General features: G+C 63.7%; 16 protein-coding genes. All 16 read left to right on the top strand.

Annotation, left to right across the window (positions count from 1 at the left end; all coding sequences use genetic code 11):
• The 16 genes from fliF to fliR all read left to right on the top strand — a co-directional run bounded on the left by fliF (position 1) and on the right by fliR (position 13,651).
• Positions 1-1,782: a flagellar basal-body MS-ring/collar protein FliF gene (gene fliF / locus NPS58_RS25460; RefSeq protein WP_274118004.1), complete on the top strand. Its 1,782-nt coding sequence runs from the start codon at positions 1-3 to the stop codon at positions 1,780-1,782.
• Positions 1,775-2,794 (top strand): flagellar motor switch protein FliG, encoded by a 1,020-nt coding sequence (fliG, locus tag NPS58_RS25455; RefSeq protein ID WP_274118003.1) that lies wholly within the window; start codon positions 1,775-1,777, stop codon positions 2,792-2,794. The genes fliF and fliG overlap by 8 nt, the downstream gene beginning before the upstream one ends.
• A gap of 82 nt (positions 2,795-2,876) precedes the next feature.
• Positions 2,877-3,650, top strand: coding sequence for a flagellar assembly protein FliH (gene fliH, locus NPS58_RS25450; RefSeq protein ID WP_274118002.1), 774 nt, complete (start codon positions 2,877-2,879; stop codon positions 3,648-3,650).
• Entirely contained in the window at positions 3,640-5,007 is a 1,368-nt protein-coding gene (gene fliI, locus NPS58_RS25445; RefSeq protein WP_274118001.1) for a flagellar protein export ATPase FliI, read from the top strand. The genes fliH and fliI overlap by 11 nt, the downstream gene beginning before the upstream one ends.
• Positions 5,008-5,013: 6 nt before the next feature.
• The gene (gene fliJ, locus NPS58_RS25440; protein ID WP_274118000.1) at positions 5,014-5,466 is read left to right on the top strand and encodes a flagellar export protein FliJ; all 453 of its coding nucleotides are present in this window, start codon (positions 5,014-5,016) and stop codon (positions 5,464-5,466) included.
• Positions 5,467-5,558: 92 nt separating this feature from the next.
• Positions 5,559-5,864 (top strand): STAS domain-containing protein, encoded by a 306-nt coding sequence (locus tag NPS58_RS25435; protein ID WP_274117999.1) that lies wholly within the window; start codon positions 5,559-5,561, stop codon positions 5,862-5,864.
• A gap of 8 nt (positions 5,865-5,872) precedes the next feature.
• Positions 5,873-7,573, top strand: coding sequence for an ATP-binding SpoIIE family protein phosphatase (locus NPS58_RS25430; protein WP_274117998.1), 1,701 nt, complete (start codon positions 5,873-5,875; stop codon positions 7,571-7,573).
• A gap of 25 nt (positions 7,574-7,598) precedes the next feature.
• Entirely contained in the window at positions 7,599-7,946 is a 348-nt protein-coding gene (locus tag NPS58_RS25425) for an Hpt domain-containing protein (RefSeq protein ID WP_274117997.1), read from the top strand.
• An 82-nt stretch (positions 7,947-8,028) separates the two neighbouring features.
• Positions 8,029-9,240, top strand: coding sequence for a flagellar hook-length control protein FliK (locus NPS58_RS25420; protein WP_274117996.1), 1,212 nt, complete (start codon positions 8,029-8,031; stop codon positions 9,238-9,240).
• Between the two features lie 138 nt (positions 9,241-9,378).
• Positions 9,379-9,876: a flagellar basal body-associated protein FliL gene (gene fliL / locus NPS58_RS25415; protein ID WP_274117995.1), complete on the top strand. Its 498-nt coding sequence runs from the start codon at positions 9,379-9,381 to the stop codon at positions 9,874-9,876.
• Between the two features lie 9 nt (positions 9,877-9,885).
• Positions 9,886-10,854 (top strand): flagellar motor switch protein FliM, encoded by a 969-nt coding sequence (gene fliM / locus NPS58_RS25410; RefSeq protein ID WP_274117994.1) that lies wholly within the window; start codon positions 9,886-9,888, stop codon positions 10,852-10,854.
• Between the two features lie 49 nt (positions 10,855-10,903).
• Complete coding sequence (gene fliN / locus NPS58_RS25405) at positions 10,904-11,374, top strand: flagellar motor switch protein FliN (protein WP_274117993.1); 471 nt, start codon at positions 10,904-10,906, stop codon at positions 11,372-11,374.
• Positions 11,375-11,824, top strand: a complete 450-nt coding sequence (fliO, locus tag NPS58_RS25400; RefSeq protein WP_274117992.1) for a flagellar biosynthetic protein FliO — start codon at positions 11,375-11,377, stop codon at positions 11,822-11,824. It abuts the gene before it with no gap.
• On the top strand, positions 11,824-12,576 hold the full coding sequence (gene fliP, locus NPS58_RS25395; RefSeq protein ID WP_274117991.1) for a flagellar type III secretion system pore protein FliP: 753 nt from the start codon (positions 11,824-11,826) through the stop codon (positions 12,574-12,576). The genes fliO and fliP overlap by 1 nt, the downstream gene beginning before the upstream one ends.
• Before the next feature lie 21 nt (positions 12,577-12,597).
• The gene (gene fliQ, locus NPS58_RS25390; RefSeq protein WP_274117990.1) at positions 12,598-12,867 is read left to right on the top strand and encodes a flagellar biosynthesis protein FliQ; all 270 of its coding nucleotides are present in this window, start codon (positions 12,598-12,600) and stop codon (positions 12,865-12,867) included.
• A gap of 7 nt (positions 12,868-12,874) precedes the next feature.
• Positions 12,875-13,651, top strand: a complete 777-nt coding sequence (gene fliR, locus NPS58_RS25385; RefSeq protein WP_274117989.1) for a flagellar biosynthetic protein FliR — start codon at positions 12,875-12,877, stop codon at positions 13,649-13,651.
• Positions 13,652-13,653: the final 2 nt, after the last annotated feature.

Raw genomic sequence — 13,653 nt, 5'->3', positions numbered from 1 at the left:
ATGGCCGAAGCAGTCGTCGATAACGTGCCCGCCAAAGGCAGCGCAGCCGCGTCCAAGCCGCCGCTGTTCGGCATGTCGTTCCTTGAGAACATCTCGCAGATGCCCATGCTGCGTCAGGTGGGCCTGCTGGTGGGCCTGGCGGCGAGCGTGGCGATCGGCTTTGCCGTGGTGCTCTGGTCGCAGCAACCCGACTACCGTCCGTTGTACGGCAGCCTGGCCGGCATGGACACCAAGCAGGTCATGGAAACCCTGGCCGCTGCCGATATCCCCTACACCGTCGAGCCCAACTCCGGTGCCTTGCTGGTCAAGTCCGAAGACATTTCCCGCGCGCGCCTGAAACTTGCCGCCGCCGGTGTGGCGCCGGGCGATGGCAGCGTCGGCTTCGAAATCCTCGATAAGGAACAGGGGCTGGGTACCAGCCAGTTCATGGAAGCCACCCGTTATCGCCGCGGCCTCGAAGGCGAGCTGGCGCGCACGGTGTCGAGCCTGAACAACGTCAAGGCGGCGCGGGTGCATCTGGCGATTCCGAAAAGCTCGGTGTTCGTGCGCGACGAGCGCAAGCCAAGCGCTTCGGTACTGGTCGAGCTGTATCCAGGCCGTGCCCTGGAAGCGGGCCAGGTGATGGCGATCATCAACCTGGTGGCCACCAGCGTGCCGGAGCTGAACAAGTCGGAAGTCACCGTGGTCGACCAGAAGGGCAACCTGCTCTCCGACCAGGTGCACAACTCCGAGCTGACCATGGCCGGCAAGCAGTTCGACTACAGCCGCCGCATGGAAGGCATGCTCACCCAGCGTGTGCACAACATCCTGCAGCCGGTGCTGGGCAACGACCGCTACAAGGCCGAAGTATCGGCAGACGTCGACTTCAGCGCCGTCGAGTCCACCTCCGAGCAATTCAACCCCGATCAACCGGCGTTGCGCAGTGAGCAGTCGGTCAATGAACAACGTTCCAGCAGCATGGGCCCGCAAGGCGTGCCCGGCGCCCTGAGCAACCAGCCGCCAGGCCCTGCCAGCGCTCCGCAGACCACCGGTGGCGCCGCCGGTGCAACCGCAGCCGTGCAGCCCGGCCAGCCGCTGCTCGATGCCAACGGCCAGCAGATCATGGACCCGGCCACCGGCCAGCCGATGCTCGCCCCGTACCCGGCCGACAAGCGCCAGCAGTCGACCAAGAACTTCGAGCTGGACCGCTCCATCAGCCACGTTCGCCAGCAGCAAGGGCGCTTGACCCGCTTGTCGGTGGCCGTGGTGGTCGACGACCAGCTCAAGATCGACCCGGCTACCGGCAACAGCAGCCGGGCCCCCTGGGCAGCCGAAGACCTGGCGCGCTTCACCCGCCTGGTACAGGACGCGGTGGGCTTCGATGCCAGCCGTGGCGACAGCGTCAGTGTGATCAACGTGCCCTTCGCCGCCGACCGCGGCGAGGTGATCGCGGAGATCCCGTTCTACTCCCAACCCTGGTTCTGGGACATCATCAAGCAAGTGATGGGTGTGTTGTTCATCCTGGTACTGGTGTTCGGCGTGCTGCGCCCGGTACTCAACAACATCACCGGCCACGGCAAGCAACCTGCCGCAGCCGATGGCGACATGGAACTGGGCGGTATGCTCGGTCTGGATGGCGAACTGGCCAACGACCGCGTCAGCCTGGGTGGTCCGCAAAGCATTCTGCTGCCGAGCCCGAGCGAGGGCTACGATGCACAGCTCAACGCAATCAAGAGCCTGGTGGCCGAAGACCCGGGGCGCGTGGCCCAGGTCGTGAAAGAGTGGATCAACGCCGATGAGTGATAACCGAGCCCTTACCGCCAAACTGTCCCGGGTCGACAAGGCAGCCATTCTGCTGCTGTCCCTGGGTGAAACCGATGCTGCCCAGGTGCTGCGGCACATGGGCCCCAAGGAAGTGCAGCGGGTCGGCGTGGCCATGGCGCAGATGGGCAACGTCCATCGCGAGCAGGTCGAGCAGGTGATGAGTGAGTTCGTCGAGATCGTCGGCGACCAGACCAGCCTGGGTGTCGGCTCCGACGGCTACATCCGCAAGATGCTCACCCAGGCCCTGGGCGAGGACAAGGCCAACGGCCTGATCGACCGCATCCTGCTCGGTGGCAACACCAGCGGCCTGGACAGCCTCAAGTGGATGGAGCCGCGTGCCGTGGCCGACGTCATCCGCTACGAGCACCCGCAGATCCAGGCCATCGTGGTGGCCTACCTGGATCCGGACCAGGCGGGCGAGGTGCTTGGCAACTTCGACCACAAGGTGCGCCTGGACATCATCCTGCGCGTGTCGTCGTTGAACACCGTGCAGCCGGCGGCGCTCAAGGAGCTCAACCAGATTCTCGAGAAGCAGTTCTCCGGCAACTCCAATGCCGCACGTACCAACCTGGGCGGCATCAAGCGTGCCGCCGACATCATGAACTTCCTCGACAGCTCCGTGGAAGGCCAGCTGATGGACGCGATCCGCGACATCGACGGCGACCTCTCCGAGCAGATCGAAGACTTGATGTTCGTCTTCAACAACCTGGCCGACGTCGACGACCGCGGCATCCAGGCGCTGTTGCGCGAAGTGTCTTCGGATGTGCTGGTGGTGTCGCTCAAAGGCGCCGACGAGAAGGTCAAGGACAAGATTTTCAAGAACATGTCCAAACGTGCCTCGGAGCTGCTGCGCGACGACCTGGAGGCCAAGGGGCCGGTACGGGTCAGCGACGTGGAAGCGGCGCAGAAGGAAATCCTCACCATCGCCCGCCGTATGGCCGAAGCCGGAGAAATCGTGCTCGGCGGCAAGGGCGGCGAAGAGATGATCTAAGCGATTTTTCGCCCGGCGAGCCTGCTCCCCACAACCTTGGTGGAGCGGGCGTGCCCCGCGATCCAGATGAGTGCGTGCAATCATGTCAACCAACGAGCACCTCAGTGAGCTGATTCGCGCCAACGATGTCGAGGGTTTCGATCGCTGGGCGCTGCCCAGTTTCGACCCGGAACCCGAGCCTGAGCCGGAACCCGAGCCCGAGCCCGAGCCTGAAGTCGTTCAGGATGAAGTCGAGGAAGTGCCGCTGGAAGAAGTCCAGCCGCTGACCCTCGAAGAGCTCGAAAGCATCCGCCAGGAGGCCTACAACGAAGGCTTCGCCACCGGCGAGCGCGAAGGGTTCCACAGCACCCAACTCAAGGTCCGCCAGGAGGCCGAAGCGGCACTGGCCGCCAAGGTGTCGAGCCTTGAGCGGCTGATGCGCAACTTGCTCGAACCGATTGCCGAACAGGACAACCAGATCGAAAAGTCCCTGGTACACCTGGTGGCGCACATGGCCCGCGAGGTCATCGGTCGCGAGCTGCGCAGCGACTCCAGCCAGATCACCCAGGTGCTGCGAGAAGCCCTGAAGCTGCTGCCTATGGGCGCCGACAACATCCGCATTCATATCAATCCGCAGGACTTCGCCTTGGTCAAGGCACTGCGCGAGCGTCATGAGGAACGCTGGAAGCTGCTCGAAGACGAGACCCTGCTGCCCGGCGGCTGCCGTATCGAGACCGATCACAGCCGTATCGACGCGAGCATGGAAACCCGTATCGAAAAAGCCCTGGCGCAACTGTTCGATCAGTTGCACGACCAGGGCCTGCACCCTGCAGCGCCCGACCTGCAGGTAGACCTGAGCAGCACCGATGCGTCTTGACCGCACCAGTTTCGGCAAGCGCCTGGGTACCTACGCCGACACCATCAAGCTACCTGTGCAGCCTGTGGTCGAAGGCCGCCTGCTGCGCATGGTCGGCCTGACCCTGGAGGCAGAAGGCCTGCGCGCGGCCGTTGGCAGTCGCTGCGTGGTGATCAACGATGACAGCTACCACCCCGTGCAGGTCGAAGCCGAAGTGATGGGCTTTTCCGGCGGCAAGGTGTTCCTGATGCCGGTGGGCAGCGTCGCCGGCATCGCGCCGGGCGCGCGCGTGGTGCCGCTGGCCGACAACGGCCGCCTGCCCATGGGCATGAGCATGCTCGGCCGGGTGCTGGATGGCGCCGGGCGGGCGCTGGACGGCAAGGGCGGCATGAAGGCCGAGGACTGGGTGCCGATGGATGGCCCGACCATCAACCCGCTAAATCGCGACCCGATCAGCCAGCCGCTGGATGTGGGCATCCGCAGTATCAACGGCCTGTTGACGGTGGGGCGCGGCCAGCGCCTGGGCCTGTTCGCCGGTACCGGCGTGGGCAAGAGTGTGCTGCTGGGCATGATGACTCGCTTTACCGAGGCCGACATCATCGTGGTCGGCCTGATCGGTGAGCGGGGCCGTGAGGTGAAGGAGTTCATCGAGCACATTCTGGGCACCGAGGGCCTCAAGCGCTCGGTGGTGGTGGCGTCGCCAGCCGACGATGCGCCGTTGATGCGTTTGCGGGCGGCGATGTACTGCACCCGCATCGCCGAATACTTTCGCGACAAGGGCAAGAATGTCCTGTTGCTGATGGACTCGTTGACCCGTTTCGCCCAGGCCCAGCGGGAAATCGCCCTGGCCATCGGCGAGCCACCCGCCACCAAGGGTTATCCGCCATCGGTGTTCGCCAAGCTGCCCAAGCTGGTGGAGCGTGCCGGTAACGGTGAGGCGGGTGGCGGTTCGATCACCGCGTTCTATACCGTGTTGTCCGAAGGCGATGACCAGCAAGACCCGATTGCCGACTCGGCCCGGGGTGTGCTCGACGGCCATATCGTGCTGTCCCGGCGCCTGGCCGAAGAAGGGCATTACCCGGCCATCGACATCGAAGCCTCGATCAGCCGGGTCATGCCCCAGGTGGTCACCCCGGCGCAGATGGGCCAGGCCCAGCAGTTCAAGCAGCTGTGGTCACGCCTGTCGCAAAGCCGCGACCTGATCAGCGTCGGTGCCTACGTGGCCGGCGGCGATGCCGAGACGGACCTGGCCATCGCCTTGCAGCCAAAGCTGGTGCACTACCTGCGCCAGGGGCTCAACGACAACGTCAGCCTGGAACAGAGCCGCGAACACCTGGAAAGCGTCTTTGCCCAGCCCAACCCCGGCACGGGGGGCTGATAGGCCATGGCCCAGCCCGGTCGTGCGGCGCGCCTGGCGCCGGTGGTGGAGATGGCCGAGAACGCCGAGCGCCAGGCCGCCCAGCGCCTGGGGCAATTCCAGCAGCAGGTGAGCCTGGCCCAGGCCAAGCTCGCCGAGCTCGACCGCTTTCGCGAAGACTACCAGTTGCAGTGGATCAACCGTGGCGGCCAAGGGGTGTCGGGTAGCTGGCTGGTGAACTACCAGCGCTTTCTCGGCCAGCTCGAGAGCGCCATGACCCAGCAGCGCCAGAGCCTGGCCTGGCATCAGAACAACCTCAGCAATGCCCGTGGCACCTGGCAGCAGGCCTATGCCCGGGTCGAAGGCCTGCGCAAGCTGGTGCAGCGCTACATCGACGAGGCTCGCCTGGTCGAGGACAAGCGCGAGCAGAAGCTGCTCGACGAACTCTCCCAGCGCCTGCCGCGCCACGACCGCTATTGACCCGGGCATTGGGGGCAAGAGTTGCCCCGTCTGGGTTGGACTGCTACACCTTCTAGTTGTCTGTAATCGTCGTCTTCGAAGGAATCGCCTACATGGCCGTTGAATCCGTAGTGTCCCAGGATGGGAAAAAACTGACGATCAAAGTCAAAGGCCGCTTTGACTTTGGCAAGCACCAGGAATTTCGCGAAGCCTATGAGCGCAAGCCGGTACGGCCGGACTCTGTGGTGGTCGACCTGAAGGAGGCGACCTACCTCGACAGCTCGGCGCTGGGCATGCTGCTGATGCTGCGCGATCACGTGGGCGGCGATGAGTCGGAGGTCCAGGTGGTCAATACCAGCTCGGATGTGCGCAAGATTCTCGCGATCTCCAATTTCGACAAGCTGTTCGACATCAGTTGACCCAGGCCATGCCTGACTCGACCCTGACCGTGCTCATTGCCGAGGATGGCGCGGCCGATCGCCTGCTGCTTGCGCGTATCGTCAGCAAGCAGGGGCATGCGGTGATCACCGCCGAAAATGGCGAGCAGGCCGTGGCGCTGTTTGCCGAGCAGCGTCCACAGGTGGTGCTGCTCGATGCGTTGATGCCGGTGATGGATGGCTTCGAAGCGGCGCGGCGGATCAAGGCCCTCGCGGGTGAAACCCTGGTGCCGATCATCTTCCTGACGTCGCTGAGCGAAGAAGAAGCGTTGGTGCGGTGCCTGGAGGCGGGTGGCGACGATTTTCTGGCAAAGCCCTATAGCCCGGTGATCCTGGGCGCCAAGATAAAGGCGATGGACCGCCTGCGTCGGTTGCAGGCGACGGTGCTGGAGCAACGGGACCAGATCACCCGTCACCATCATCATCTGCTCAACGAGCAGCGCGTGGCCAAGGCCGTGTTCGACAAGGTGGCCCACGCCGGCTGTTTGAGCGCGCCCAATATCCGCTACTTGCAGTCGCCCTACGCGTTGTTCAACGGCGACCTGTTGCTGGCGGCCTTCACGCCCTCCGGCGATATGCATGTGATGCTCGGCGACTTTACCGGTCACGGCTTGCCGGCTGCCGTCGGCGCCATGCCCCTGGCGGAAGTGTTCTACGGGATGACAGCCAAAGGCTACGGCCTGGCTGAAACCCTGCGCGAGATGAACGCCAAGCTCAAGCGCATCCTGCCGGTAGACATGTTCTGCTGCGCCTTGCTGCTGAACCTGAACTTTCAGCGGCGGGTGGTCGAGGTGTGGAACGGCGGCATGCCGGATGGCTACCTGTTGCCGGCCAACGCAGGTGCGCCCTTGCCGCTGGTGTCTCGCCATTTGCCGCTGGGGATACTGGCGCCGGAGCGGTTCGACGATTCCACCCAGGTACTGCCACTGGGCGTGGGCGAGCGTTTGTTCTTGCTGTCGGATGGGGTGGTCGATACCAGTGACGATGACGACCAGTTGTTCGGGGTCGAGCGCCTGCGCCAGGTGCTCGCCGACAATCGCCAGCCGGGCTTGTTGTTCGAGGAAGTGCTGCAGGCACTGGAGGCCTTTCGCGGACGCTCCCGCGACGATGTGAGCCTGCTGGAAATCCGCATGGTCGAGCCCGAGGCGTTGTCGCCGCCGGCGATGATCTATTCTGACAGCGGCCAATCTTCGCCGCTGGACTGGTCGCTGCAGTTCGAGTTTCGCGCCCAGACCCTGAAGCGTTTCAACCCGCTGCCCTACCTGTTGCAGCTGTTGCAGGAAGTTCACGGCCTGCGGGCCCAGGGCGGGGCCCTGCACAGTGTGTTGAACGAGCTGTATTCCAATGCCCTTGAACATGGGGTGCTGGGGCTTGATTCAGGGCTCAAGCGCGATGCCGCGGGTTTTGCCGACTACTACCGCCAGCGCAGTGAGCGCTTGCAGGCGCTGAGCGACGGCTATATTCGAGTAGGCCTTCGGGTTGAACCCGTGGGCCAGGGCGGGCGTCTGATTATTGAAGTGGACGATAGCGGCAAGGGTTTCAATATCGAACAAGTGCTGGCGCGGCCGCTCATCGAGCAGGGCTTGTGCGGGCGTGGACTGAACCTGATACGTCGGCTGAGCCGGCATGCCGAATGGACTGACCAGGGGCGCCGTGCATGCGTGGAGTTCACCTGGGACGCTCTGGCATAATCCAACTTGATCAAGGAGTGAGCAAGTGACTGATAACCACATCGATCGCAAGGTACTCAGCGACCTGCAGGAGGTCATGGACGATGGCTACCTGCATTTGCTGGAAACCTTTCTCGACGACTCCGAAAAGCGCCTCAGCCAATTGCATGAGGCCAAGAATGCAACGGAGCTGGGGCATGCCGCGCACAGCTTCAAGGGCAGCAGCAGTAACATGGGCGCCGTGGCCCTGGCCGAGCTGTGCAGGCAGCTGGAGGAGCGCGTCAAGCAGCAACCCCTGTACGGTATCGAGGATCTGATCAACCAGATCGATCGTGAGTACTCGCTGGTTCGCCAGTTGTACCGCGACGAACACCAGCGCGTATTGATTGGTTGAGCGACTGCAGGTAAAGCTGGCGCGACTTTTGCTGTACCTTCGCCACTAAACGTTAAAGATGCCTTGCAGCGGAGACGCCTACATGCCTGTTGCTTCCAATCCTTTGCTCCAGGCCGGTGCCCCGGCCAAGCCGTCGCGGGCCCCCGCCAGCCAGCTGGATGCGCTGTCGCAAGGCGCCAAAGACAAGTCCCCAGGTTTCTCCAAGGTGTATGCGCAGCAGTCCCGTGGCCCGGAGCCGGCCACTGCCGCCAGCGGCAAGGACAAGCAGGCAGCGATTGCCGACAGCGGCAAGGATTTGCCTGAAGACAAGGACGATGCTGTCGAAGCCCCGGCGTCGGGTGCCGATGCGACGGCGCTCGATCCCAAGCTCGTTGCTGGCCAGGTCACCGATGCGCAGCCAGGGTCGCAGCTGATCCAGGCCCAGGCCGAAGCAGTGGCGCCGGTTGTCCAGGCGGCCCAGTTGCAGGCCCAGGTGGGCACCGTGCCAGAAGTTGCCGAGGAGCTGCCCTTCGACCCTGAGGCCGATCCACTGGCAGACATGCCGGCCTTGCGCATGGCCCTCGAGCAGAGCGCCCAGGCCCAGGGCACCACCTCGACCCACGCCGCTGGCAAGGCGACACAGGCCGATGCGTCGGCACAACCGGTCGCCAATACCCTGGCGACGCTGGTCGAAGAGGCGGGCGCCGATGGCGGTCAAAGCGAGCCGGGCGACAAGGCTTTTGCCGCGTTGCTCGATGACGGCCTCAAAGACCTCAAGAGCACTGCCAGCGATACCCGCGTCGACAACTTCGCCGAACGCCTGAGCGCCCTGACCCAGGCTGTCACGGCAAAATCCGCCAACCCCACCGTACCCGCCGCGCCGTTGCACCAGCCCTTGGCGATGAACCAGGGTGGTTGGACCGAAGGTCTGGTCAATCGGGTGATGTACCTCTCCAGCCAGAACCTCAAGTCTGCCGATATCCAGCTGGAGCCTGCGGAGTTGGGGCGCCTGGACATCCGCGTGCACCTGGCGCCCGAGCAGCAGGCGCAGATCACCTTTACCAGCGGCCATGTCGGCGTGCGCGAGGCGCTGGAAAACCAAGTGCACCGCCTCAAGGAAATGTTCGCCCAGCAAGGGTTGGGACAACCGGACGTCAACGTTGCCGATCAGTCGCGCGGGCAGCAGCAACAGGGAAGTGCTGATACGCCGCGTCTGAGTGGCGTGGCGGCGCGGCGCAACGAGGCAGCAGAAGCCGCCGCGCCGGTCGAGCAGCAGGTGGTGCTCGGCTCAAGCGAGGTCGATTACTACGCGTAGGAGCGGGCTTGCCCCGCGATAGCGATGTATCTGTTGCATCGCTATCGCGGGGCAAGCCCGCTCCTGCACCAGTTGGCATAACACTTGCTCAACCCACGCCATGTGACTGAATTCTCCGATGAATGACGGAATATTGGCATGGCGAAGAGCGACGCAGAGAAAGACCCCGCCGCAAAAGGCAAACTCAAGCTGATCCTGCTGCTGGTGCTGGCACTGCTGCTGGCCGTCGGGCTGTCGGTGGGCGCCACCTGGTTCTTCCTGAACAAGGCCCAGAGCGAGCCGCAAGCCGATCCCGCCCAGGCCGGCAACCTCAAGCCTGCAGCCATCTATGAGCCATTGACCCCTGCCTTCGTGGTCAACTTCAACCAGAACGGTCGCCAGCGCTACATGCAGGTGAGTATCACCCTCCAGGGTCGTGACCAGGCTGCGCTGGATGCGCTCAAGGTGCATATGCCGGTCATCCGCAACAACCTGGTGATGCTGTTCTCCGGCCAGGGCTTCGACACCCTGGCAAGCCCGGTTGGCCAGGAGATGCTGCGCCAGAAGGCGACCGTCAGCGTCCAGGAAGTGGCACAGAAAGAAGTCGGCAAACCGGTCGTGGACCAGTTGCTGTTCACCAATTTCGTATTGCAGTAGGAGCCCCCGATGGCCGTGCAGGACCTGCTGTCCCAGGATGAAATCGATGCCTTGTTGCATGGTGTCGACGATGGTCTGGTACAAACCGAGACCCATGCAGAACCGGGTAGCGTCAAAAGTTACGACCTGACCAGCCAGGATCGCATCGTCCGCGGACGCATGCCGACCCTGGAGATGATCAACGAGCGTTTCGCCCGTTACACCCGCATCAGCATGTTCAACCTGTTGCGTCGCTCTGCCGACGTGGCGGTGGGCGGCGTGCAGGTGATGAAATTCGGTGAGTACGTGCATTCGCTGTACGTGCCCACCAGCCTGAACCTGGTGAAGATCAAACCGCTGCGTGGCACCTCGTTGTTCATCCTCGACGCCAAGCTGGTGTTCAAGCTGGTGGACAACTTCTTCGGCGGTGACGGCCGTCACGCCAAGATCGAGGGGCGCGAGTTCACCCCGACCGAACTGCGCGTGGTGCGCATGGTGCTGGACCAGGCTTTCGTGGATCTCAAGGAAGCCTGGCAGGCGATCATGCCGGTGAACTTCGAGTACATGAACTCCGAGGTCAACCCGGCCATGGCCAACATTGTCGGCCCCAGCGAAGCCGTGGTGGTGTCGACCTTCCACATCGAGCTCGACGGTGGTGGCGGCGACCTGCACGTGACCATGCCGTACTCGATGATCGAGCCGGTGCGCGAAATGCTCGACGCGGGCTTTCAGTCCGACCTGGATGACCAGGACGAGCGCTGGATCAAGGCCCTGCGCGAAGACGTACTGGATGTCAGCGTGCCGCTTAGCGCCACCGTCGCCCGTCGCCAGTTGAAGCTGCGCGACATTCTGCACATGCAGCCCGGTGACGTGATTCCGGTCGAGCTGCCGGACGAGCTGGTGTTGCGGGCCAACGGCGTACCGTCGTTCAAGGCCAAGCTGGGCTCGCACAAGGGCACCCTGGCCCTGCAGATTATCGACCCCATCGAGCGCCGCTGAGCGGCGCTTGTTGTTCCAACCCCCGAATTGATTGCCCGTCGAGGACAAAATGGCTAACGAAAACGACATCACCTCCGCGGAGGACCAGGCCCTGGCCGATGAGTGGGCTGCGGCCCTGGAAGAAACCGGCGATGCCGGCCAGGCCGATATCGACGCCTTGCTGGCCGCCGACAGCGCCAGCAGCGGCTCGGGTTCCAGCCGCCTGCCCATGGAAGAGTTCGGTAGCTCGCCGCGCAGCAACGAGCCGGTGAGCCTGGAAGGCCCGAACCTGGATGTGATCCTCGACATTCCGGTGAGTATCTCGATGGAAGTGGGCAGCACCGAAATCAACATCCGCAACCTGCTGCAGCTCAACCAGGGTTCGGTGATCGAGCTCGATCGCCTGGCCGGCGAGCCGCTCGACGTGCTGGTCAACGGCACGCTGATCGCCCATGGCGAGGTGGTGGTGGTCAACGAAAAGTTCGGTATTCGCCTGACTGACGTGATCAGCCCGAGCGAACGCATCAAGAAGCTGCGCTGAGTGAAAGCCGTGATGCGGGCCGCGCTGGCCCTGGGTGCGGGTTGTTACCTGAACGTCGGCCTGGCGGTGCAACAGCCTGCGGCCGCTTCGGCCACGACGGGCGGCGGCAGTGTGGTCGGCCAGTTGGCGCAGCTGGTGCTGGGGCTGTTGCTGGTGGTGGGGCTGATCCTGCTGCTGGCCTGGCTGTTGCGCCGGGTGCAGAACGCTGCGCCTGGTAGCCAGCAGGTCATCGAGGTGCTCGGCAGCCGCTCGCTGGGCCCACGTGACCGCCTGGTGCTGGTGCAGGTGGGCAACGAGCAGATTCTGCTGGGCCATACCCCCGGCTCGATCGAAGCATTGCACGTGCTCAAGGAGCCGGTCGAAGTACCGGCCACCGCGCGCCCGGCCACTCCCGAATTCGCCCAGCGCCTGCTGGAGTTGATGGGCAAGGATCAGAAGGACAAGTCGTAATGGGTGCCTGGCGTATCGTATTGACCCTTGCGCTGATGCTCGCAGCGCCCCTGGCGCTGGGTGCCGATCCGTTGTCGATCCCGGCGATCACCCTGTCCAGTGGTGCCGACGGGCAGCAGGAATATTCGGTCAGCCTGCAGATCCTGCTGATCATGACCGCGCTGAGCTTCATTCCAGCGTTCGTCATCCTGATGACCAGCTTCACCCGCATCATCATTGTCTTCTCGATTCTGCGCCAGGCCCTGGGCCTGCAGCAGACACCGTCCAACCAGATCCTCACGGGCATGGCGCTGTTCCTGACCATGTTCATCATGGCCCCGGTGTTCGACCGGGTGAACAAGGACGCCCTGCAGCCGTACCTCAACGAACAGATGGTGGCCCAGGATGCGATCGCCAAGGCCCAGGTGCCGCTCAAGGACTTCATGCTCGCCCAGACCCGCCAGAGCGACCTGGACCTGTTCATGCGCCTGTCCAAGCGCACCGACATCGCCAGCCCCGAGCAGGCGCCGCTGACCATCCTGGTGCCGGCGTTTGTCACCTCCGAGCTCAAGACCGCCTTCCAGATCGGTTTCATGATCTTCATTCCCTTCCTGATCATCGACCTGGTAGTGGCCAGTGTGCTGATGGCCATGGGTATGATGATGCTGTCGCCGCTGATCATCTCGCTACCGTTCAAGATCATGCTGTTCGTGCTGGTGGACGGCTGGGCCTTGATCATGGGTACGCTGGCCGGCAGTTTCGGCGGCGTCTGACGCCTCAAGGAGAAGTAGCCCATGACCCCTGAAGTCGCCGTCGACCTGTTTCGCGATGCGCTCTGGCTGACCACCCTGATGGTCGCCGTGCTGGTGGTGCCGAGCCTGCTGGTGGGCCTGGTGGTGGCGATGTTCCAGGCTGCCACCCAGATCAACGAACAGACCCTGAGCTTTCTGCCGCGCTTGCTGGTCATGCTGATCACCCTGATCGTGGCCGGGCCGTGGCTGGTGCAGAAGTTCATGGAATACATGCTGTCGCTGTACGGCAGCATCCCGCAGCTGATCGGTTGAGCCCGGCATGTTGGAGCTGACCGACACGCAGATCGGCACCTGGGTGGCCAGTTTCATCCTGCCGTTGTTTCGCGTGGCCGCCGTGCTGATGACCATGCCGGTGTTCGGCACCACCCTGGTATCGGCGCGCGTTCGCCTGTACTTCGCCGTGGCCATCACGGTGGTGATCGTTCCTGCCTTGCCACCGCTACCTGAAGTGCACGCCCTGGACCTCAGTGCGCTGCTACTGATTGCCGAGCAGGTGATCATCGGCGCGCTGCTGGGCATGTCGCTGCAGTTGCTGTTCCAGGTGTTCGTGGTGGCCGGTCAGATCGTCGCGATCCAGATGGGCATGGGCTTCGCGTCGATGGTCGACCCGGCCAACGGCGTCAACGTGGCGGTGATCAGCCAGTTCCTGACCATGCTGGTGACCCTGCTGTTCCTGGCCATGAACGGGCACCTGGTGGTGTTCGAGGTGCTCACCGAGAGCTTCACCACGCTGCCGATCGGTGGCGGGTTGCTGGTCAATCATTTCTGGGACCTGGCAGGGCGCCTGGGCTGGGTGTTTGGCGCGGCCTTGCTGCTGGTGCTGCCGGTGATCACCGCCTTGCTGGTGGTCAACATCGCCTTCGGTGTGATGACCCGGGCGGCGCCGCAGTTGAACATCTTCTCCATCGGTTTCCCGCTGACCCTGGTCATGGGCATGGGGATCTTCTGGGTCGGCCTGGCCGACGTTCTTCCTCACTACCAGGCGCTGGTCACTGAAGCTTTGCAGTGGCTGCGTGAACTGGCACGGGCGCGCTGAGC

The sequence above is a fragment of the Pseudomonas putida genome, from assembly GCF_028682455.1.
GTDB lineage: Bacteria > Pseudomonadota > Gammaproteobacteria > Pseudomonadales > Pseudomonadaceae > Aquipseudomonas > Aquipseudomonas putida_AA.
Note: the sequence above shows the minus strand (reverse complement) of the source record. Positions and strands in the feature narration are given on the sequence as shown.